22 protein-coding genes, 1 tRNA gene and 1 other annotated feature are annotated in these 22,627 nt (G+C 32.5%); of the genes, 1 reads left to right on the forward strand and 22 read right to left on the reverse strand.

Going from position 1 to position 22,627, the window contains the following annotated elements; translation table 11 throughout:
* Positions 1–6 precede the first annotated feature (6 nt).
* The 18 genes from rpoB to CLHOM_RS09955 form a co-directional block, all read right to left on the reverse strand.
* Complete coding sequence (rpoB, locus tag CLHOM_RS09870) at positions 7–3,756, reverse strand: DNA-directed RNA polymerase subunit beta (RefSeq protein WP_052221532.1); 3,750 nt, start codon at positions 3,754–3,756, stop codon at positions 7–9.
* Positions 3,757–4,012: 256 nt separating this feature from the next.
* Positions 4,013–4,378: a 50S ribosomal protein L7/L12 gene (gene rplL, locus CLHOM_RS09875; protein ID WP_052221533.1), complete on the reverse strand. Its 366-nt coding sequence runs from the start codon at positions 4,376–4,378 to the stop codon at positions 4,013–4,015.
* A gap of 55 nt (positions 4,379–4,433) precedes the next feature.
* A complete protein-coding gene (gene rplJ, locus CLHOM_RS09880) occupies positions 4,434–4,940 on the reverse strand; it encodes a 50S ribosomal protein L10 (protein ID WP_052221597.1) in 507 nt (168 codons plus the stop codon).
* Positions 4,941–4,956: 16 nt separating this feature from the next.
* Positions 4,957–5,093 (reverse strand) — a sequence feature (ribosomal protein L10 leader region).
* Positions 5,094–5,141: 48 nt separating this feature from the next.
* On the reverse strand, positions 5,142–5,840 hold the full coding sequence (gene rplA, locus CLHOM_RS09885; protein WP_052221534.1) for a 50S ribosomal protein L1: 699 nt from the start codon (positions 5,838–5,840) through the stop codon (positions 5,142–5,144).
* Between the two features lie 53 nt (positions 5,841–5,893).
* Positions 5,894–6,319 carry a 50S ribosomal protein L11 gene (gene rplK / locus CLHOM_RS09890; RefSeq protein ID WP_052221535.1) on the reverse strand — a complete coding sequence of 142 codons (426 nt, stop codon included), beginning with the start codon at positions 6,317–6,319 and terminating at the stop codon, positions 5,894–5,896.
* A gap of 73 nt (positions 6,320–6,392) precedes the next feature.
* Positions 6,393–6,917: a transcription termination/antitermination protein NusG gene (nusG, locus tag CLHOM_RS09895; protein WP_052221536.1), complete on the reverse strand. Its 525-nt coding sequence runs from the start codon at positions 6,915–6,917 to the stop codon at positions 6,393–6,395.
* A gap of 45 nt (positions 6,918–6,962) precedes the next feature.
* Complete coding sequence (gene secE / locus CLHOM_RS09900; RefSeq protein WP_052221537.1) at positions 6,963–7,184, reverse strand: preprotein translocase subunit SecE; 222 nt, start codon at positions 7,182–7,184, stop codon at positions 6,963–6,965.
* 40 nt (positions 7,185–7,224) lie between these two features.
* On the reverse strand, positions 7,225–7,374 hold the full coding sequence (gene rpmG / locus CLHOM_RS09905; protein ID WP_052221538.1) for a 50S ribosomal protein L33: 150 nt from the start codon (positions 7,372–7,374) through the stop codon (positions 7,225–7,227).
* 233 nt (positions 7,375–7,607) lie between these two features.
* A complete protein-coding gene (tuf, locus tag CLHOM_RS09910) occupies positions 7,608–8,789 on the reverse strand; it encodes an elongation factor Tu (RefSeq protein ID WP_052221526.1) in 1,182 nt (393 codons plus the stop codon).
* 118 nt (positions 8,790–8,907) lie between these two features.
* Positions 8,908–8,983 (reverse strand) — tRNA-Thr (locus CLHOM_RS09915).
* Between the two features lie 134 nt (positions 8,984–9,117).
* The gene (gene sigH / locus CLHOM_RS09920; protein ID WP_052221598.1) at positions 9,118–9,771 is read right to left on the reverse strand and encodes an RNA polymerase sporulation sigma factor SigH; all 654 of its coding nucleotides are present in this window, start codon (positions 9,769–9,771) and stop codon (positions 9,118–9,120) included.
* A gap of 89 nt (positions 9,772–9,860) precedes the next feature.
* Positions 9,861–10,370 (reverse strand): NYN domain-containing protein, encoded by a 510-nt coding sequence (locus CLHOM_RS09925; protein WP_052221539.1) that lies wholly within the window; start codon positions 10,368–10,370, stop codon positions 9,861–9,863.
* A 12-nt stretch (positions 10,371–10,382) separates the two neighbouring features.
* Positions 10,383–11,210 carry a 23S rRNA (guanosine(2251)-2'-O)-methyltransferase RlmB gene (gene rlmB / locus CLHOM_RS09930; protein ID WP_052221540.1) on the reverse strand — a complete coding sequence of 276 codons (828 nt, stop codon included), beginning with the start codon at positions 11,208–11,210 and terminating at the stop codon, positions 10,383–10,385.
* Positions 11,211–11,231: 21 nt separating this feature from the next.
* Positions 11,232–11,972, reverse strand: a complete 741-nt coding sequence (gene thyX, locus CLHOM_RS09935) for an FAD-dependent thymidylate synthase (RefSeq protein ID WP_052221541.1) — start codon at positions 11,970–11,972, stop codon at positions 11,232–11,234.
* Positions 11,972–12,403, reverse strand: coding sequence for a Mini-ribonuclease 3 (locus tag CLHOM_RS09940; protein WP_052221542.1), 432 nt, complete (start codon positions 12,401–12,403; stop codon positions 11,972–11,974). Before CLHOM_RS09940 ends, thyX begins: the two co-directional genes overlap by 1 nt.
* Before the next feature lie 133 nt (positions 12,404–12,536).
* Positions 12,537–13,937, reverse strand: coding sequence for a cysteine--tRNA ligase (gene cysS, locus CLHOM_RS09945; RefSeq protein ID WP_052221543.1), 1,401 nt, complete (start codon positions 13,935–13,937; stop codon positions 12,537–12,539).
* 25 nt (positions 13,938–13,962) lie between these two features.
* A complete protein-coding gene (gene ispD / locus CLHOM_RS09950; protein ID WP_052221544.1) occupies positions 13,963–14,658 on the reverse strand; it encodes a 2-C-methyl-D-erythritol 4-phosphate cytidylyltransferase in 696 nt (231 codons plus the stop codon).
* Between the two features lie 17 nt (positions 14,659–14,675).
* Positions 14,676–15,755 carry a PIN/TRAM domain-containing protein gene (locus CLHOM_RS09955; RefSeq protein ID WP_052221545.1) on the reverse strand — a complete coding sequence of 360 codons (1,080 nt, stop codon included), beginning with the start codon at positions 15,753–15,755 and terminating at the stop codon, positions 14,676–14,678.
* A 301-nt stretch (positions 15,756–16,056) separates the two neighbouring features.
* Here CLHOM_RS09955 and CLHOM_RS09960 point away from each other — a divergent pair, with 301 nt between their 5' ends.
* Positions 16,057–16,467, forward strand: coding sequence for a nucleoside triphosphate pyrophosphohydrolase family protein (locus CLHOM_RS09960; protein WP_052221546.1), 411 nt, complete (start codon positions 16,057–16,059; stop codon positions 16,465–16,467).
* Between the two features lie 38 nt (positions 16,468–16,505).
* Here the strand turns inward: CLHOM_RS09960 and disA are convergent, their stop codons facing one another.
* The 4 genes from disA to CLHOM_RS09980 all read right to left on the reverse strand — a co-directional run bounded on the left by disA (position 16,506) and on the right by CLHOM_RS09980 (position 22,610).
* Positions 16,506–17,570: a DNA integrity scanning diadenylate cyclase DisA gene (gene disA / locus CLHOM_RS09965; protein ID WP_052221547.1), complete on the reverse strand. Its 1,065-nt coding sequence runs from the start codon at positions 17,568–17,570 to the stop codon at positions 16,506–16,508.
* Between the two features lie 28 nt (positions 17,571–17,598).
* Positions 17,599–18,957, reverse strand: coding sequence for a DNA repair protein RadA (gene radA / locus CLHOM_RS09970; RefSeq protein WP_052221548.1), 1,359 nt, complete (start codon positions 18,955–18,957; stop codon positions 17,599–17,601).
* A 149-nt stretch (positions 18,958–19,106) separates the two neighbouring features.
* Positions 19,107–21,548, reverse strand: coding sequence for an ATP-dependent Clp protease ATP-binding subunit (locus CLHOM_RS09975; RefSeq protein ID WP_052221549.1), 2,442 nt, complete (start codon positions 21,546–21,548; stop codon positions 19,107–19,109).
* 27 nt (positions 21,549–21,575) lie between these two features.
* The gene (locus tag CLHOM_RS09980) at positions 21,576–22,610 is read right to left on the reverse strand and encodes a protein arginine kinase (RefSeq protein WP_052221550.1); all 1,035 of its coding nucleotides are present in this window, start codon (positions 22,608–22,610) and stop codon (positions 21,576–21,578) included.
* Between the last annotated feature and the right edge of the window lie 17 nt (positions 22,611–22,627).

Here is a 22,627-nt window from a genome sequence, read left to right on the forward strand (position 1 = left end):
TCCGCATTAATGTTCATCATTAAAATCTTCTAGTTCTAGACCGTCTTCAAGCTCATCTAATGGTAGTTCATCATAATCTATTTTTAAATCTTCATCAAAATCATCTAAATCTTCATCCACATCTCCTAATTCATCTAGTTCCTCTTCTATGATATCATCGCCGTCTATACCAGCACTAGATTTAACAAGAAGAACATCTTCGCTACCTTCAATGTTAATACCCAAATCTTCCATTTCTTCATCAACAGATTCTTTAATTTTAATCTCTTCATTAGTATCACTAAGTACTCTAACATTTAAGCATAATGCTTGCAATTCTTTTATAAGTACTTTGAAGGATTCAGGTACTCCAGGTTCAGGAATGTTTTCTCCTTTTACAATGGATTCATAAGTTTTAACTCTACCAACAACGTCGTCAGATTTAACTGTTAAAACTTCTTGAAGTGTATGTGCTGCTCCATATGCTTCTAGTGCCCAAACTTCCATTTCTCCAAATCTTTGGCCTCCAAATTGAGCCTTTCCACCTAGTGGTTGTTGTGTAACTAAAGAATAAGGTCCAGTAGATCTTGCATGTATCTTATCATCAACTAAATGATGAAGCTTTAATATATACATATAACCTACTGTAACTCTATTGTCAAATGGTTCTCCAGTTCTTCCATCGTATAATATAGTCTTACCATCAGCATCATAACCAGCCTCTTGTAATAAGTCTACAATTTCACTTTCAAGAGCTCCTCCAAATACTGGTGTAGCAATATGCCAACCCATTCCTGCAGCTGCCCATCCTAAATGAACTTCAAGCACTTGACCAATGTTCATACGTGAAGGAACTCCTAATGGATTTAAGCATATTTGAAGAGGTCTTCCATCTGGAAGGAATGGCATATCTTCTTCTGGTAGTATTCTAGAGATAACACCTTTATTACCATGTCTACCAGCCATCTTATCTCCAACTGATATTTTTCTCTTCTGTGCAATATAACATCTTACTAATTCATTTACTCCAGGAGGAAGTTCATCCCCATTTTCTCTTGTAAATACTTTTACATCAACAATTATACCTGCTTCTCCGTGTGGAACTCTTAATGATGTATCTCTTACCTCTCTTGCCTTTTCACCGAATATAGCTCTAAGTAATCTCTCTTCTGCAGTAAGTTCAGTTTCTCCCTTAGGAGTTACTTTACCAACTAATATATCACCAGATCTTACTTCAGCTCCTATTCTAATAATTCCTCGTTCATCTATGTTCTTTAATGCATCTTCTCCGACATTAGGTATATCTCTTGTGATTTCTTCAGGTCCTAGTTTTGTATCTCTTGCTTCAGCTTCATACTCTTCTATATGAATAGAAGTAAATATATCATCACGAACTAATTGCTCAGATACTAGCATAGCATCCTCATAGTTATATCCTTCCCAAGTTATAAATCCAATACGGATATTTTGACCTAATGCTATTTCTCCAAAATCAGTTGATGGTCCATCTGCAAGCACATGGCCAACTTTAACTCTCTCTCCCTTATCAACAATAGGTCTTTGAGTTATACATGTTCCTTGATTTGACCTTTTATACTTTAGAAGTTTGTATTTGTCAATACCACCATCAGAGTCTCTCTTTATTCTTATTTCATTTGCACTTACATAAGTTATTACTCCATCATGTTCTGCCTTTGGTAGTACTCCTGAGTCTACAGCCGCTTTATATTCTATTCCTGTTCCTACAATTGGAGCTGCTGGCTTTAATAGTGGAACTGCTTGACGCTGCATATTAGATCCCATTAAGGCACGGCTGGCGTCATCATTTTCAAGGAATGGTATCATGGCAGTAGCAACAGATACTATTTGTCTTGGAGATACATCCATTAAATCTACTTGTTCTTTAGGAACCAATATTATATCTTCTCTTACTCTAACTGTGACTTTGTTATCAATAAAATGTCCTGTTTCATCTATTGGTTCTTTTGCCTGAGCAACTAAATATTGATCCTCTTCATCAGCTGTTAAATAGATAATTTTATCAGTTACTCTCATTTCTTTTCTATCAACAACTCTGTATGGTGTTTCAATAAAACCATATTCATTTACTCTCGCATAGCATGCAAGTGAATTTATTAATCCTATATTTGGTCCTTCTGGTGTTTCTATAGGACACATTCTTCCATAGTGAGAGTGATGAACGTCTCTTACTTCAAATCCAGCTCTTTCTCTTGAAAGTCCCCCTGGTCCTAAGGCTGATAATCTTCTCTTATGTGTTAATTCTGACAATGGGTTAGTTTGATCCATGAATTGTGAAAGTTGTGAACTTCCAAAGAATTCTTTAATAGCCGCTGCAACTGGTCTAATATTAATTAATGCTTGGGGTGTTATAACTTCTTGGTCTTGAATAGTCATTCTTTCCTTAACTACTCTTTCCATTCTTGATAGCCCGATTCTAAATTGGTTTTGAAGTAATTCTCCAACAGATCTTAATCTTCTATTTCCTAAATGATCTATGTCATCAATATTTCCAATACCATAAGGTAATCCTAGTTCATAGCTGATTGTAGCATAAACATCATCTATTACTATATGTTTTGGAATTAATTCTTGTATATTCTTTTTAATTTCTTCTTTTATTGCATCTTCATCAGTAAAATTATCTAATATTTTCTTTAGAGTAGGGTAATGCACATGCTCCCTAATTTTTAATTCAGATATATCGAAATCTATAAATTTATGTATGTCTACAAAGTGGTTTCCTATTACTCTAATAACTTTATCTTCTACTTGAACATCAACAGCATTTATAGCACAATTTTGAATTTCTAGAGCTTTTTCTCGATCAATAACTTCTCCATTTTGAACAATAATCTCTCCTGTAAATGGATTAACTACATCTTGTGCTGCAACTTGATTTAAAAGTCTTACATAGATAGATAACTTTTTATTAAACTTATATCTACCAACTCTGGATAAGTCATATCTCTTTGGATCAAAGAATAAAGAATTTATAAGAGAAACTGCACTATCTACAGTTGGTGGTTCACCAGGTCTTAATCTCTTATATATTTCTAGCAATGCTTCATCTTTAGCTTTTGTATTGTCCTTTTCTATAGTTGCCTTTAATCTTTCTTCTTCTCCAAAATAGTTTATAATATCCACGTCACTTCCTAAACCTAGAGCTCTTATTAAGATACTTATAGGAAGTTTTCTTGTTTTGTCTATTCTTACATATATTATATCATTAGAGTCTGTTTCGTACTCTAACCATGCTCCTCTATTTGGAATTACAGTTGAGGAAAAAAGTTTTTTTCCTGTTTTATCTACATTGTATCCATAATATGAGCCTGGAGATCTTACTAATTGACTTACTATTACTCTTTCTGCTCCATTAATAACAAATGTTCCTTGCTGTGTCATTAATGGAAAGTCACCCATGAACACTTCTTGTTCTTTTACTTCTCCAGTTTCCTTGTTAAGTAATCTTACCTTAACCTTCAACGGTGCTGCATAAGTAGCATCTCTTTCTTTACATTCTTCTACAGAATATTTTATAGCATCTCTGTCTAAACTATGGTCAATAAACTCTAGTACTAGATTACCTGTGTAATCCTGTATAGGATTAACATCTTCAAAAACTTCCTTTAATCCTTCTTCCCAGAACCAATCATAAGAGTTCAATTGCACCTCTATAAGGTTAGGCATTGGACATACTTCATTAACTTTTGAAAAACTCATTCTAGTTCTTTTACCAATTTGAATAGGATGTACCATTAAAATTTCACCCCTTGCGTAATAATAACAAAAAATGTAACACTCTAGGGCTTAAAGTCCTAGATTACACATACTCATCTTGTTAGTATAACCAAAAATATTTAATTAATTCAATTAATGCTAATTTGGGTATACCAAAATATCTATACTTTCATGCAATAAATTATAATATCATAACATAGTACCTATGTCAATACTTACCTATATAAATTCAAAAAAGGCACTTAATATAAGTGCCTTTCTTCAAGTCAGATTATTACTTTATTTCTATTGTTGCACCAACTTCTTCAAGTTTTGCTTTCATATCTTCAGCTGCTTCTTTAGCTACGCCTTCTTTAAGTGTCTTAGGAGCCCCATCAACTATTTCTTTAGCTTCTTTTAATCCTAATCCAGTTAATTCTCTAACTACTTTTATAACTTTTATCTTTTGAGCACCAGCATTAGCTAATACTACATCAAATTCAGTCTTTTCTTCAACTTCTCCAGCTGCAGCTGGTGCACCTGCAACAGCAACTGGTGCTGCAGCACTTACTCCAAATTCTTCTTCACATGCTTTTACTAATTCATTTAATTCTAAAACAGACATTTCTTTTATAGCTTGAATAATCTCTTCTCTTGTCATTTTAATAGCACCTCCATAATTTTTAAAAAATCTCAATTAGATTGTTTTTTTATTTTTACTCTGTTACTTCAGCTGAACCATTTTTTTCAGCTATAGCATTTAATAAGTATACTAAGTTTGACATTGGAGCTTTTAAGCTGCCAAGTAGTTTTGCAATAAGAACTTCCTTTGGTGGTATTGTTGCAAGTTCTTGTACTTTAGCTTGATCATATACAGCACCTTGAACGATTCCAGCTTTTAATTCTAATTTCTTATGATTTTTAGCAAAATCATTAAGTATTCTTGCTGGAGCTGTAGCATCATCATATGCTATCGCTATAGATATAGGTCCTTCTAAGTATTGTACGATCCCGTCGATTCCTAATTCTTTAGCAGCAAGAGTAACTAATGTATTTTTATATACTTTGTATTCTACACCAGCTTCTCTTAATTTCTTTCTAAGCTCTGTATCTTCTTCAACGTTTAATCCTTGATAACTAGCAAGTACGACCGCTTCGGCTTTTTCAAGCTTTTCTTTTATTTCTTGAACTTTAGCTTCTTTTAATTGCCTATTTTTGCTTATCACTGTAGCCACCTCCTTAATAAAAATCAAAGCCTCTTCGCAGACAGATGCAAAGAGGCTAAAAAATCGACTCACCGAATATTTTAATCCTCGGTAGGTTGGGTTCCGTTATGCTTTCGCACCTACTGTCTACGGAGTATTATCTTTTTCAATTTAATACAACATATTTGATTATATCAAAGCTTATCTTTTGGGTCAAGATTAACCTAAAACTTTTGAAGGATTTATTTTAATTCCTGGGCCCATTGTGCTTGATAATACAACTGATTTAACATATTGTCCTTTTGCAGCTGCTGGTTTAGCTTTGATTACTGCTTCCATTAACACACTGAAGTTATCAGCAAGTTTTTCAACTCCAAAAGATTTTTTTCCAATTGGAACGTGAACAATAGCAGTTTTATCAACTCTGTATTCAACTTTACCAGCTTTAATGTCAGCGATAGCTTTAGCAACATCAAATGTAACAGTACCTGATTTAGGGTTTGGCATTAAACCTTTTGGTCCTAATACTCTACCTAATCTTCCTACTAATCCCATCATGTCTGGTGTAGCTACAACTATATCGAATTCAAACCAATTTTCTTTTTGGATTTTATCAATGAATTCTTCTGCTCCAACATAATCTGCACCTGCAGCTTCAGCTTCCTTAACTTTATCACCTTTAGCAAAAACTAAAACTCTAACTACTTTACCAGTTCCATGCGGAAGCACTACTGCTCCTCTAACTTGTTGATCTGCGTGTCTTGGATCTACACCAAGTCTTACAGATAACTCAATAGTTTCATCGAATTTTGCTTTAGCTGTTTTTAAAGTAAGGTCTATAGCTTCAGAAGGTGTATATAAAGTGTTCTTATCTATAAGCTTAACACTCTCTAAGTAATTTTTACCTTGTTTTGCCATTTTCTTACCTCCTTGTGGTTTTAGCGGTTTTTACCTCCCACTAACGATTTATATTATTCTTCAACTGTTACTCCCATACTTCTTGCAGTTCCAGCTATCATACTCATAGCTGCATCTATTGATGCTGCATTTAGATCAGGCATTTTTGTTTCAGCTATTTGTCTTAATTGTTCTTTATTGATCTTTGCTACTTTTTTTCTATTTGGTTCTCCTGAACCACTTTCTATTCCAGCTGCTTTTTTAATTAAAACTGATGCTGGAGGAGTTTTAAGAATAAAGCTGAAAGATCTATCTTGGTAAACAGAAATTATAACTGGAACAGTCATTCCTACTTGATCAGCAGTTTTAGCATTGTATTCTTTACAGAATGCCATAATGTTAACTCCGTGTTGTCCAAGCGCTGGTCCAACTGGTGGTGCTGGAGTTGCCTTTCCTGCTGGAAGTTGAAGCTTTATCATTCCTACTACCTTTTTTGCCATAGTTTACACCTCCTCATATGTGGTAATGCGAGCATAAGCTCTCCCACTTTATAAGACTAAGTCTTATAGTAGGTTAGTCTAATTTTTCTATTTGGTTAAAATTTAGTTCAACAGGTGTTTCCCTGCCAAACATATTAACTAACGCTTTAATTTTTTGTTTTTCAAGATTAATCTCTTGTATTATTGCAACAAAGTTTTTCAATGGTCCAGAAACCACTTGAACACTCTCTCCTACAGAAACATCTATACTCACAGTATTGCTTTCGGCAATTCCCATAGTTGCTACTTCTTCATCGGTAAGAGGAACTGGCTTTGATCCAGGACCTACAAATCCAGTAACTCCTCTAGTATTTCTAACTATGTACCAAGAATCATCTGACATTATCATTTTTACAAGTACATATCCCGGAAACACTTTTTTCTGAGTTATCTTTTTCTTTCCATCTTTAACTTCAACTACTTCTTCCATAGGGACTTGTATGTCGTGAACTAATTCATGTAACCCTCTATTATCAATTGTTTTTTCTAAATTCATTTTCACCTTATTCTCATAACCTGAATAAGTATGAACAACATACCATCTAGCTTTTTCTGCCATAATTTTAGGATGAGGTAATCCTCATTCCTACCTCCCTTTTTTTATTTATTTACTGAATATCAACTTATATAGACTACTTAAGCCATAGTCCATTGCTCCTATTAGCACTGCGCTAACAGCACAAAAAAGTAACACTATTATGGTAGATTTTTTAATATCCTTTTTAGGCGGCCAAGTTATTCTTTTAGTTTCTGCCTTCACTTCCATCAAAAACTTGCCCAGTCCTTTTGATGATTCTCCTACTTGTTTCTTTTCATTCAAAGCCATTTTATTCACATCCCCAGCCTTTATTAGTGAATACTAGCAACTACTTTGTTTCTTTGTGAAGTGTGTGGTTGCGGCAGAACTTGCAATACTTTCTCATTTCTAATCTTTCAGGATTATTTTTCTTGTTCTTCATTGTATTGTAATTTCTTTGTTTACATTCTGTACAAGCTAAAGTTACTTTCACTCTCACAATCTACACCTCCTGATTCTGCGTACACACACAGACATGCTACATTTATTAGTATACTGTTAAGTACAATTTTTATCATTCTTGAGTGTCACTTAACAAACTTATCACAAGTTGCTGTATATGTCAACTTATTTTTCTATACCCAATTTTCAAGTATATAACTATTTTCTTGTATGTTTTTTATGATTTATATTTACAGGACTAAGTTATAAACCTAGCCCTGTCAGTTTAACCTATTCTAAAATAGTAGTAACAACTCCTGAACCAACTGTTCTTCCACCTTCTCTGATGGCAAATCTTAAGTTTGCTTCCATTGCTACTGGAGTTATTAATTCTACTGTCATATCAATGTGATCTCCTGGCATAACCATTTCTACTCCTTCTGGTAATGCGATTGATCCTGTTACGTCTGTTGTTCTGAAGTAGAATTGTGGTCTATATCCGTTGAAGAATGGTGTATGTCTTCCCCCTTCTTCTTTCTTTAATACGTATACTTGACCTACGAATTTCTTGTGTGGTTTTACTGAACCTGGTTTTACTAATACTTGACCTCTTTCGATTTCGTTTCTTTGTACTCCTCTTAGTAATGCTCCGATGTTATCTCCTGCCATTGCTTCATCTAACATCTTTCTGAACATTTCTACTCCTGTACATGTTGTCTTTCCTATTTCTTCTTTCATTCCTACGATTTGTACTTCGTCTCCTACGTGTAGTACTCCTCTTTCTACTCTTCCTGTTGCAACTGTTCCTCTTCCTGTTATTGTGAATACATCTTCTACTGGCATTAAGAATGGTTGGTCTGTTGCTCTTTCTGGTGTTGGTATGTATTCATCTACCGCTGCCATTAAGTCTTTTATGCATTGATCATCATCTTCTTCTATTGCTTTTAATGCTGATCCTACTACTACTGGACATCCATCTCCATCAAATCCGTATTCGTTTAATAGATCTCTTACTTCCATTTCTACTAATTCTAATAGTTCTGGATCGTCTACTTGGTCTGCTTTATTTAAGAATACTACTATATGGTTAACTCCAACTCTTGATGCTAGTAGTATATGTTCTCTTGTTTGAGGCATTGGACCATCTGCTGCTGATACAACTAGGATAGCTCCATCCATTTGAGCTGCTCCTGTTATCATGTTCTTTACATAGTCAGCGTGTCCTGGACAGTCAACGTGTGCATAGTGTCTTGCATCTGTTTCATATTCTACGTGTGCTGTATTGATTGTGATTCCTCTTTCCTTTTCTTCTGGTGCTTTGTCTATTTCGTCATATCTTTGTACTTGCGCTTTTCCTTCTTTTGCAAGTGTCATTGTGATTGCTGCTGTTGTTGTTGTCTTACCGTGGTCTACGTGACCGATTGTTCCTATGTTTACATGTGGCTTTGTTCTTTCAAACTTTTGTCTTGCCATTTATTTTTCCTCCTCTTTATCATGATTTCCATCCAAAATTAATGTTTTCAATAATCATACTGGATACTGGGTTATTTTCGTAAACTTGTCCTGGTGTGTTGTTATTTATTTCAACTCATGGAGCCCACGACCGGACTTGAACCGGCGACCTCCACCTTACCAAGGTGACGCTCTGCCAACTGAGCTACATGGGCACTTCACATTTAAGACATTAATATACACATAACTCCACTTTAATGCATGCGTCGATTCATTACAAGCATGATTACATTCTATATTACTATAGTCCTACACCAATTATCTATTTTACTATTATCATTTTTTTTTGTCAACTGCTTTTCGTCTTTTTGTTTAAGCATTTTTCCAGCTTCCTTTTAACCCTTTGTAGTGCATTGTCAATAGACTTAGAGTGTCTATCTAAATCACATGCAATTTCTTGATATGACTTCCCTTGAAGATATGAATTTAAAACCTCCAACTCAAGTTCTGACAGTGCTTCTCCTATTTCAGTTTCTATACTTGAAACCTCTTCTCTACTTATAACCAGTTCCTCTGGGTCGCAAACTTTAACAGTAGATAGTATATCTAGTAATGTTCGATCTGATTCCTCATCATATACTGGCTTGTTTAGGGAAATATATGTGTTAAGTGGTATATGTTTTTGTCTAGTGGCAGTTTTAATAGCTGTGATAATTTGTCTTGTAACACATAATTCTGCAAAAGCTTTAAATGAAGATAATTTATCTGGCCTATAATCTCTTATAGATTTGAATAAACCAATCATTCCTTCTTGATAAATATCTTCTTTATCTGCACCAATAAGGAAATACGACTTTGCTTTAGCTTTTACAAAATTCTTATATTTATTTATTAAATACTCTAGAGCTTGTACATTTCCCCGTTTTGCTTCTAATGCAATTTCTTCATCTAATTTGTCTTCTAATGAATAATTATTTTTTTCGTCAATTACTGAATCATTTATCAAAGTATCCCCTCCACCGCCGGACCTAGAATCTGGTTATTCTAACAAGCTTAATTATACATTAAAAGGAAATTTTTCGTCAAGAGAATTTAATGACTTCTTCTAATTTTTTCAAGTTTTTCTAATATATCCTCATTTATTCTTTCTTCTATAGTTACTCTATTGCTCGCATTACTATTTTTTGTATTTATACTTATTTTATGACCTGTAAGTTTTACTTCATTATAGAACTCTATAGAAGACATTCTTGTAGCCCCTCTTTGGAACGTTACTTGTTGTTCTAAAGAATCTGAAGTTACCACACAAACTTCTATCTTTCTACCTATTAGACTGACATATCTTTCAATAAAACTATCAGCAGTTTCTCCCTCTTTAGTAAATACAATTACAACATTACCCATTCTTTCTTTTTTTTCTATACTGCCTTTAACCATATGAGCATCAAATACTAAGAATATTTTATACCCGTGGTATGCCGAATAGTTTTGCATAATTTCTATAAGCTCCACACGTGCTGCTTCAAAGCTATACTGCTTAATCTTATTCAATTCAGGCCAGCTATTTATTACATTATAACCATCTACAAATACATTTCTCACGTTATTTATTACCTATTTATTTTGAATCTTTTGTTTTAGTACTTCATACATCATTATACTTGCCGCTACTGATGCATTTAAGGATGTTATATTACCTACCATAGGTATTTTAAATAGCATGTCACACTTAGCCTTAGTTAACTTGGAAATTCCTTTTCCTTCACTTCCAATTACCAATGCCACCGAGCCATCGAAATCCCCTTTAAAGCAATATTCACTGCCATCCATATCTGCCCCATATATCCATAATCCCTTTTCTTTAAGTTCATCAATAACTGAGTTTATATTAGAAACTTTAGCTATCTTCATATACTCAATTGCCCCTGCAGAAGTCTTATAAACAGTTGGTGTAATGCCTACGTTTCTTCTCTTAGGAATTATAATTCCATGAACTCCACAGGTTTCTGCAGTTCTTATAATTGAACCTAGATTATGCGGATCTTCAATTTCATCTAGTATAAGTATGAAAGGCTTCTCATTTTTATCTTCGGCATATTTTAAAATATCTTCAATATGAAAATACTTATAAGGAGTAACTACAGCTATAACTCCCTGATGCGCTCCAGTTGAAGACATAGAATCTAATTTTTTTCTATCAACTTCTTTTATTACAATTTTCTTTTCCTTTGCCATGGCTAGTATCTTTTCAATAGATCCAGTCATATCACCTTTAGCTATTAATAAACTTTCTATAGTTCTATCACTTTTTAATGCTTCTATTACTGCATTTCTTCCTTCAATTAAATCTTCTCTAATTTCTTTTACAATAGGTTCTTTATCCTTAATTTCTTTTTTTACAATACCTTTTTTTGCAATATCTTTTTTCTTATAATCTTTCATATAAGTACCTCACCTTTAAATTTATATGTTAGAATATTTCTCTTGAACTTCTTTTATCTTTCCACAGGTCATTGCGCCTTCTGGACAATGTCCTTTTACACATTTAGGGCCAACATTTTTAAATAATATTGGAGCAACTTCCTTTAATTTTTTAAGCATTTCATCTGCCAGAATATGTATCTCCCATTGTGCTCTATTACAACATCTATGCTCAAAGAAGTTTATTAAGCTTCTAGCATTCATTGTAACCATTATTTTAGTTTCACATGCATTAGGGAAAACATATCTAGCATCCTCAATTGCTTTTTTTTCAGCATTTAATTTACTCATACCCCTACTTATATATTTTTCTTTTAGTATACTAGTTATTTCATCATAACTCTGTTGACTTTTTTTCATAGCATCAATATATATTTCTTTTGCAGTATCATCTTCTGCAATTTCCGGTGGAATTATGTATTCAAACTGATCCAATTTAACATATCGTTGACTTTGCTGAGAATATGAGGCTATCCTGTGTCTTACTAACTGATGAGTAAGCGACCTTGAAACTCCTTCAATAGCAAATGTAAATGATACATGTTCGATTGGAGACATATGTCCATAAGACATCAACTTGTCCAAAAACTTTTGAACATTTTCCTCATCTAATCCATCTAGAATTTCGTCTACACCAACAGCACTATAACAAAGCTTTGCTGATGAAGCAATTACTTTTTCCGGATTTGGGGTATATTCTATCAAATTTACCTTTAGAGCCATTATCGTTTCACTCCTTCTTTTAAACTATATATTATTATAAGATCCAATAGTTGTTTTAATCTCTCTCTTTGATTTGTTATATATAAAAAACCAACTAACGCCTCTAAGCCCGTTGCCATTCTATATTCTTGAACATCAGCATTTTTAGGGACAGTTCCTGATTTTGCATTTCTTCCTCTCTTAAAAATAGAATATTCTTCTTCAGTTAGTTTATCTTCTATTCCCTTAATAAACTCACTTTGAGAATGTGCTTTTACAAAGGATATAGCCTTAACATGCAATTTATGCGAAGATAAATCTCTATAGTTATTAATAAGATAACTTCTTACAAACACTTCATATACAGCATCTCCTATAAATGCAAGCACCAAAGGATTTAATTGCTTTGCTTCATTTATAGAAAATACCTTATCTGTTAAACTAAATTCCATTTCGTTTATCCCCTTTAAATATTTTCAAGCTTTTAAACATATAATACTATACTTTTATTAAATTTAAAAGTGTAGCACCTATTGAACTACATATAGTACTACACTCTAAAAATGCTTACTTACTATTTTAATGTTAGTCTATTTTTTTCCATCTTACCCCTTGAGGAGTATCCTCTAATATTATTCCCATTTCCTTTAATTCATCTCTTATTTTATCTGACAAAGCCCAATCTTTGTTCTTTCTTGCTTGCTGTCTTTTTTCAACTAACGCCTCGATCTCATCATCTAAATTGCATATAGTTGATTTTTGTAGTATTCCTAAAGGTTTGCCCAGCTCTCTAATTAAAGCTAAGGAATATTCTGCTAAGGCTTTAGATGAATCAATAGTTACATTAGTGTTTATATCCTTAACTAAATCAAAAATTACTGCTATGGCATCAGCTGTATTGAAGTCATCATCCATTTTTTCAATATATTTGTCTTTATATGAATTTAATTTATTTATATATTCTTTTTCTTCCTCTTTTAGTGTTTCTGTTTTAACTTCCCTCACTAAGCTCTCAAGATTAGATATAGCATTATATAATCTTTCATTTGAGGCTTTTGCACTTTCCAGAAGCTCCTCACTAAAATTTAATGGTGTTCTATAATGAGCCGAAAGCATAAATAATCTAATCACTTCTGGTTCATATTTTTCTTGAATTTCTCTTGCAGTAAAAAAATTATTTAAAGACTTAGACATCTTTTTATTATTTATATTCAGATATGCAGAATGCATCCAATAATTCGCAAAAGCTTTTCCTGTTCTTGCTTCACTTTGAGCTATCTCATTTTCATGATGCGGGAAAACTAAGTCAGCACCACCAGCATGAATATCAATTGTTTCTCCTAAAAGCTTATGAGCCATGCATGAGCATTCTATATGCCAGCCTGGTCTTCCTTTACCCCATGGGCTATCCCAAGAAGGTTCACCCGGCTTTTCGCTTTTCCAAACTGCAAAATCCATTGGATCTTTTTTTCTTTCATCTATAGAAATTCTAGCTCCTAATTGAAGATCTTCTAGATTTTGGCCGGAAAGCTTACCATATTCTTTAAAACTCTTAGCATTAAAATATACATCTCCATCCACTTCATATGCATATCCCTTGTTTATTAGATCTTTAACAAAATCTATTATTTCATCTATAAACTCTGTAGCTCTTGGATTTTTTGTGGCTCTTTCAATATTAAGCCCATCTGCATCTTTATAATATTCTTCAATATATTTGTCACCTAATTCTTTTACTGTTATGTTTTCCTCATTTGCTTTATTAATCATTTTATCATCAATATCTGTAAAGTTTTGTACAAAATTAACCTTATAGCCTTTATACTCAAAGTACCTTCTAACAGTATCAAATACTAAGAAGGTCCTGGCATTTCCTATATGAAAAAAATTGTAAACTGTAGGTCCGCAAACATACATATTTACTTCCCCAGGTTTTATAGAAGTAAATTCTTCCTTTTGTCTTGTCATCGTGTTAAATAACTTCATGCTATTTCCTCCCAACAAATTAACACTATAAATCCACATAGTTATATAGGATTTTCTCCCCTATTATAAGATCTTCTGGAGTAGTTATCTTAATATTATTATAGCTACCTTCATATAAATAAACACTGTCACCATTTTCTTCTGCTAAGGCTGTATCATCAGTAGCATCTATCCCCTTATTCATTGCCTCTTTGTGAGCATTAAGTATCAAATCATACTTAAAGCATTGAGGGGTCTGTACAGAAAATAATGTATCCCTTTTTAATGTTCCTTCTGAAAATCCTTCTACGGATTTGATTTTGATTGTATCCTTTGGTTTAACTCCACAAGCACATGCACCATATATTTTAGCATATTTTATTCCATCATCAATTATTTTGTTATCAATAAATGGTCTAGCTCCATCATGTATTAAGACTAAATCACATTCTTCTGCCACTAATAATCCATTCATAACGGAGTTTTGCCTTGTAGGACCACCTTTAACAATTTTACATACTTTTTTTATTCCATATTTATTTATAATATTATTCATGCAGTATTCTATTTCAGCTTCTGATAACACTAATATTATGTTATCTATATTCTCATTATCCTCAAAAGTCTTTATTGTATAATATAAAATCGGTTTTCCTTTCAAATCTAGGAAAACCTTATTTTGCTTACAATTCATTCTGGTACCCTTACCAGCAGCTACAATTATTGCATATTTCTTATTCATGAGAGCACCTTCTTAAATTATCTTTTTTGCTTAGCAAAAATCATCCTTCCTGCAGCTGTTTGAAGCACAGAGGTTACTATTACATCCATAATTTCACCTATATGTCGTTTTCCACCTTCTACAACAATCATAGTACCGTCATCTAAATAAGCTATACCCTGTTCTTGCTCTTTACCGTCTTTAATTATCTGTATAGTCATCTCTTCTCCTGGAAGAACTACGGGTTTAATTGAATTTGCAAGTTCATTAATATTTAATACCGGTACTCCTTGAACACCTGCAACTTTATTTAAATTATAGTCATTAGTAATTACTTTCCCCTTTAAAACTTGTGCAAGTTTTAAAAGCTTACTATCTACTTCTTCAATTTCAGGAAAATCTTTATCAGAAATAATAACCTCAACATTCAATTCTTTTTGAATTTTATTTAATACATCTAACCCTCTTCTTCCTCTGTTTCTTTTAAGACTATCAGAAGAATCTGCTATATGTCTTAATTCATCAAGAACAAAATTAGGAATTACAAGACTTCCTTCAATAAATCCGCTTTGGCAAATATCCATAATTCTTCCGTCGATAATTACTGACGTATCTAACACCTTAGGTATACCATTACAAGGTAGTTTGATCTTCTTTTCTTTAGGAACACCAACCTTCCTAATGTTAGCTATAGCTGCTGTTATGTCTTCTTTTTTCCTTACAGCTACATCAGCCCCAAGGGCTGTTACAATAAGAACCAATACTGCACCTATAATTTTACCTATTAGTATATCGTTAAATAAACTTACAAAGGGCACAGATATTAGGAGTCCAATTATTGCACCAAAAGCTCCAATTAATATTTCAAAAGTAGGCATCTTTTGTATATTCTCTTCAAAATAATTCATTACTTTACCAATTAGAGAGCTAAGTACTGGTGAAATTAAAAATAAAATGAGTCCTAAAAACAAAGTGGAAAATACTAAAAACAACATTCTTAGAATAGTAGTACTATTAAAATATGCTAGCTTTTGTAGTTGTAAAAACCATTCTCCTGATATAAAACCTAAAATAAATCCAATTATGGTAAATAGCCCTCTTAGTATTCTATTAAACACTACTTTCACCTCCTCAAAATATAAATTTATTACTTATTTAATAATATCATTACTTACAATATATAATATTCTATACCTTATTTCAACTTGAGACCAAATTATTTATAATTTGTTCATCATTATATATTTTCGTCCAATTATTAACTTTTTAATCCCCCTATTCATAAAAAAAATAATGTTTTATTATATACATATAACATGTACTAATAAATTATATTTAGCTTTGTTGACAAAATTATCTAACAATACTTATAATTATTTTAATAGCTATTATCCAAATTACTAATAAGGAGTGGAGACTATGAAAGATTTTATCTTTGATGATTTTCAAAATGCAGTAGACGAATGCCTGCTTCGTCATAGAAGCTTACTTGATATAATAACAAAGCTCCAAGAATCTCAAGGAAGAATTAATAGAGCAGTCGCTAAATCAGTAACCAATTGCGGTTGTATTCAAATCGACCCAAATAAGCAACCTTTATCAAAGGACAACAACATAGACAACATAGACATAGAAACATTTAGAAAAAACCTTCAGGATCCACTTAAAGGAACTATTTGCGATAATTGTAGGGATGTAATAGAGAGAGAAATCGGTAATAACTTGTTTTATCTTACATCACTATGCAATTTGCTTGACCTAAATCTTTATGACATAATATTAAAAGAATACGATAAAATTAATACTTTGGGAAAATACACATTTAGATAACATGTAAAATAGCACAAAATAAGCTTCATTATTTTGTGCTATAATTGCTTATCAAGAATGAATTGTTCCCTAAGCCTTCTTAGTCCATTCTTTATGGCCTTAGCCCTAGCTTCTCCAATTCCTTCTACATTGTCAAGTTCTTCATAAGTTGCTTCCATAACTGACTTCAATTCTTTAAAGTTGTTTATAACATTTTCAATTATATTTACTGGAATTCTTTGTATTTTGCTAAGCATTCTATATCCTCTTGGAGAAATTAAAGTATCTACCAAAGGTACTCCACTATAACCTAGCATCTTAGATATAACATCTAAATCTAATACTTCATCTGAAGACATATTTTGAATTTGCTCATATATCTTATTATGATCCATATTATTTTGACAATAATCTCTTATTAAAAGAATTCCATCCTGTTCAACACTCTTGATTAGTTCATTTAACTGCATAGATATAAGTATTCCTTCATTTCCAAGCTCAACAATATTTCTTTCTACCTGGTCCACAATTCTCATTACCATTTCAGTTCTTTGTATTGCTGTCATAACATCAAAAAGTGTAACTAAGTCTTGAAACTCCAGTAAATTTAAGTTACTCATTACTCTTTCAAGAACATTTACATATTTCTCAAGAGTTTGTATTGCTTGATTTGCCCTAGCCAATATTACGCTGCTGTCTTTTAATATATATTTGATATCATTCTTATAAACAGTTATTATATTTCTTCTCTGAGAAATAGCTACAACAATTCCTCCTGTTTGCTTGGTTACCCTATATGCTGTCCTATGCCTTGTTCCAGTTTCAAAAGTAGGAATAGCTGCATCCGGTATTAATTGAGTGTTAGCATAAAGTATCCTTTTTAAATCACTGCTTAATACAATAGCTCCATCCATCTTAGCTAGTTCATAAATGTAAGAAGGACTGTACTCAGAGTTAATGCTAAATCCACCATCCACAATTTTTAAAATTTCTTCAGAATCTCCTAGAATTATAAGTCCACCTGTTTTAGCCCTTAATATATTATCAAGTCCTTCTCTTAGTTGTGTCCCCGGTGCCATAAGCTTTAATATTTCCAAAAGTGTTTTATCCTTTTTAAGTCTCAAACTTTCTCCTCCTTTCTTATAATTTTATTTAAAATACTTTATTTACAGCCTCTCTTAAAGACGAAACTCCTATTATATTTTCACCTTTTACTTGGATTTTATCTTTATTTCTAGCAGGTATCACTATGTTTTCAAAACCCATTTTTATACCTTCGTTTACTAATCTTTCACAAAGTACAATTGGTCTTACTTCACCTGTAAGCCCTATTTCACCAATAATCATAGATTTATTTATTTTTAAACTATTTCCTCTTGCACTTGAAATTAAAGCTAAAGCTAATCCTAAATCTCCATAGGTACCCTCAATATTTAATCCTCCTACCACATTTACATACACATCAGAAGAATAGAAAGGGATTTTTAATTTTTTCTCTAATACCGCAAGTATCAGGCTTAGTCTTGAAGTGTCTACTCCTACAGCTGTCCTCCTTGGAAAATTAGATTTAGTTTCACTTACTAGTGCCTGTATTTCTACTAAAATAGGACGGGTACCTTCCATTATGCCTATTACTACTGAACCTTCGTTGTTAAAGTTTGTCTCTTCAAGGAATACTTCGGATGGATTGCTAATTTCCTTTAGCCCTGTTTGTAGCATTTCAAACACTCCGATTTCACTGGTAGTCCCAAATCTATTCTTCATAGTTCTTAGTATTCTAAATTCCTGGGTCCTCTCTCCTTCAAATGACAAAACTGTATCAACCATATGTTCTAAGACTCTAGGGCCTGCAAGTTCTCCTTGTTTTGTAACATGTGCTACAATAAACAGAGGAATATTTTTTGTTTTAGATATTCTCATTAGTTCATTTGAACACTCTCTAACCTGTGCTACACTACCTGGGGCAGAAGTAATTGATGGCTTAAATAGAGTTTGAATTGAATCTATTATTATAAAAACTGGGTTAATGCTATCAATATGCCCCTCTATCAATTCTAAGTTTGTTTCAGATAATATGTATAAGTTAGGTGAAATGTTACCAACTCTATCTCCCCTTATCTTTATTTGTTCTCCAGATTCTTCTCCTGAAACATAAAGTACTTTCCCTATATTTAAGGCAATGTTGTTAGCTGTTTGTAACAATAAGGTAGACTTTCCTATGCCAGGTTCACCTGATATTAAAGTTAGTGATCCTTTTACCATTCCACCACCAAGAACCCTATTCAATTCTTCTATTCCTGTATTATATCTTTCAAATTCACCAGATTTTATTTCTACTATGCTTTCCGGTTTATTGTTGCTGCTTATACCTGTACTTCTACTCATAACTTGAGTTTCTTTTTTTTCCTCAACCATAGTATTCCAGTTACTGCATCCAGGGCATTTCCCAAACCATTTAGGAGCCTCATATCCACATTCTTGGCAAATAAAAACATTCTTATTTTTAGCCATTATTATATCACTCCCACTTATTCATACAAAATATTATTATACAATACATTAGTATAAAAATGCAAAAAAATACTGCATATTTATTATACATTAAAAAAACCCATAAAATAGTATTTTATTAACTCTATTCTATGGGTTTTTTTATTATGCTATTCTACTTTTTTAAATACTAACTGTTCATCACTTACTGAGGCAAATACTTTATCACCCTTTTTAATATTTCCCTTTAAAATTTCTTCAGAAAGTTTATCCTCAACAACTTTTGTAATAGCTCTTCTTAAAGGTCTTGCACCATAAGTAGGATCAAATCCTTCTTTTGCTAAAAGTTTTTCAGCTAGTTCATCAAATTCTATGCTTATATCCTGATCCTTTAGTCTATTTCCTACTTCCTTTAACATTAATTTAACTATATCTCTTAAATGTTTTTCTTCAAGAGAGTGGAATACTATAATATCATCTATCCTATTTAAAAATTCTGGTCTGAAAGAGTTTTTAAGTTCTCCCATTACGTTTTCTTTCATTTTTTCATATTCGTTCTGAGCTGCTTCTTCTGAAACTGAAAAACCTAGTAACTTTTGTTTCTTAATAGTAGAAGCTCCAACGTTAGATGTCATAATTATAATAGTATTCTTAAAGTTAACTGTTTTACCCTTTCCATCAGTAAGTCTTCCGTCTTCTAATATTTGAAGCAAGATATTGAATACTTCTGGGTGAGCCTTTTCAATTTCATCAAACAATACTACTGAGTAAGGTTGTCGTCTTACTTTCTCAGTTAGCTGTCCTCCTTCATCATAGCCTACATATCCTGGAGGAGAACCGATAAGTCTTGAAACTGCATGTTTCTCCATATATTCAGACATATCTATTCTTATTATACTATTTTCGTCTCCAAACATAGCTTCTGAAAGAGCTTTAGATAATTCTGTCTTACCTACTCCAGTAGGCCCTAAGAATATAAATGAACCTATAGGTCTCTTAGGGTCTTTAAGTCCAACTCTAGATCTTCTAACTGCCCTTGAAATTGACTTAACTGCTTCTTCTTGACCAATTACTCTATTATGAAGTATACTTTCTAGCTTTAATAACCTTTCTGATTCTGTTTCTGTAAGCTTTTCCACTGGAACATTAGTCCATTTAGCAACAACTTCGGCGATTTGTTCCTCAGTTACTATCTGAGTTTCACCGTAATTTTGTTTCTTCCAATGATTTCTAAAATCGTCAAGTTTTTCTTTCAATTCTTTTTCTTTATCTCTTAATAACGCCGCCTTTTCAAAATCCTGAACAGCTATAGCATCTTCCTTTTCTTTTTTAGCCTTTTCAACATCTTCTTCTAGTCCCTTTAAATCTGGTGGTGCAGTAAGATTCTTTATTCTTACCTTTGAACCTGCTTCATCAATTAAGTCTATAGCTTTATCTGGAAGATATCTATCTGTAATATATCTGTCTGATAGTTCCACTGCTGCCTTAATAGCTTCATCAGTGATCTTAACACCATGATGTGCTTCATATTTATCTCTTAATCCCATTAGTATTTGCACAGATTCCTCTTTTGTTGGTTCCCCAACAGTTACAGGCTGAAATCTTCTTTCTAAGGCTGCATCCTTTTCAATATGCTTCCTATATTCATCAATTGTTGTAGCACCTATACATTGAATTTCTCCTCTAGCAAGTGCTGGTTTAAGAATATTTGAAGCATCTATAGCTCCTTCAGCACCACCTGCACCTATTATAGTATGAATTTCATCAACAAATAGGATAACATCTCCAGCCTTAGTTATTTCCTCCATAACTTTTTTAAGTCTTTCTTCGAATTCTCCTCTATATTTTGAACCTGCTACTAGTGAAGATATATCTAATGTTACTACTCTTTTATTTTTTAGCAGCTCTGGAATATTTCCACTAGCAATTCTCTGAGCTAATCCCTCTGCAATTGCTGTTTTACCTACTCCTGGATCTCCAATTAAGCAAGGGTTATTTTTTATTCTTCTACACAAAATTTCAAGAACTCTTTCTGTTTCTTTATCCCTTCCAATTACAGGATCAAGCTTTTCTTCTCTTGCTAATGTAGTTAGGTCTCTTCCAAACTGATCTAGTGTAGGAGTACTTACTTTTTCTTTAGTTTTAGCTGTAGTAGATACTCCTTTAGCATATTCTGGATCAAAAGTATTTAATAACTCTTTTTGAAGTTTTTCAAAATCTAATCCTAGATTATTTAATATAGTATATGCTACCCCTTCTGGTTCCTTTATTAGAGCTAATAATATATGCTCTGGGGTTACATAGTTATGATTTAGTTTTCTTGCTTCTAACAAGCTCAAATCAAGTAATCTTTTTGTCCTGGGGGTTAATGGAATTTCTTTTTTATTTAAATTAAAATCTCCCTTGCCTTCGTATTCTTCTATGAGATTCTTAACATTCTTTTCTGTTATATTCATGTCATTAAGCAGTCTCTTCGCTGCTCCTTCATTTTCTTTTAATATTCCTAGTAGTATATGCTCAGTTCCTACATATCCATGTTGAAATCCTTGAGCTTCTTGTTGGGCATAATATAAAACCTTTTGTGCCCTTTCATTAAATCTTCCAAACATCATGGAAATTACACCTCCTTAAATTATCCTTTATAACCTTACAGTTTCTAATTTTTCCTTAACTAATTTTGCTCTATTTAAATCCCTTTCCTTCTCAGAAAGCTTACTTTCAAATATCTTTTGAAGAGTTGCCGGTTGTATTTCTACTAAAAGCTTATTCAAAATTCTCATATTAATATCATTGATTATTCCCAATTCTACACCTAATCTTACATTTGAAAGTAAATTTAATGCTTCTTTGGAGCTCAATATAACTGCTGATTTCAATACTCCTAAAGATCTATATATTTTGTCTTCAACTACATATTTATTTTTGGCGAAAATCCTTTCTCTTGCAAGTTTTTCTCTATCAATAACCTGATTAACTACTCCTGTTAAATTTCTTAATATTTCTTCTTCCCTAAGCCCTAAAGTTACTTGATTTGATATTTGATAGATATTACCTTCACCGCTGGAACCTTCTCCATATAAACCTCTAATAGTCATTCCCACCTGTGTTAAGGCATTAAGTAATCCTACTATTTCCTTATTAGCTGTTAATGCTGGTAAATGTACCATTACTGAAGCTCTAAGAGCAGTTCCTAGGTTTGTTGGACATGCAGTTAGATAACCAAGTTTTTCATCAAAGGCATATTCCAACCTTTCCTCCAATAAATCATCAATTTTATTTGCATACTCTAGAGTTTCTTCTAAATTAAATCCTCCAGTAATACTTTGTAATCTCAAATGGTCCTCTTCATTTATCATGATGCTAACAGTTTCATTTTTATTTAATATAAAAGCCGCTTGTTTACTATTATTAATCAACTTTTGACTTATTAAATGTTCCTCTAGATAAGTATTGTTTCTAGTGTGCTCATTTTGCCATAAATAAATTGTCTTATATTTATCTTCTATTTCAGGTGAAATGTAGAATGCGTCTTCAACTTTCTTTACTAAATCTTTTCCCTGTTCTTCATCTAGTTTATTTGGGAAAGGTATATTCTTTATATTCCTAGCTAATCTTATCCTACTACTTATAACTACTGGTTCAGTATCAATTTTGTTTTCTAACCAATTTTCCATTATATTTTCACCTCCGT

It is taken from the genome of Clostridium homopropionicum DSM 5847, from assembly GCF_001263795.1.
Lineage (GTDB): Bacteria > Bacillota > Clostridia > Clostridiales > Clostridiaceae > Clostridium_H > Clostridium_H homopropionicum.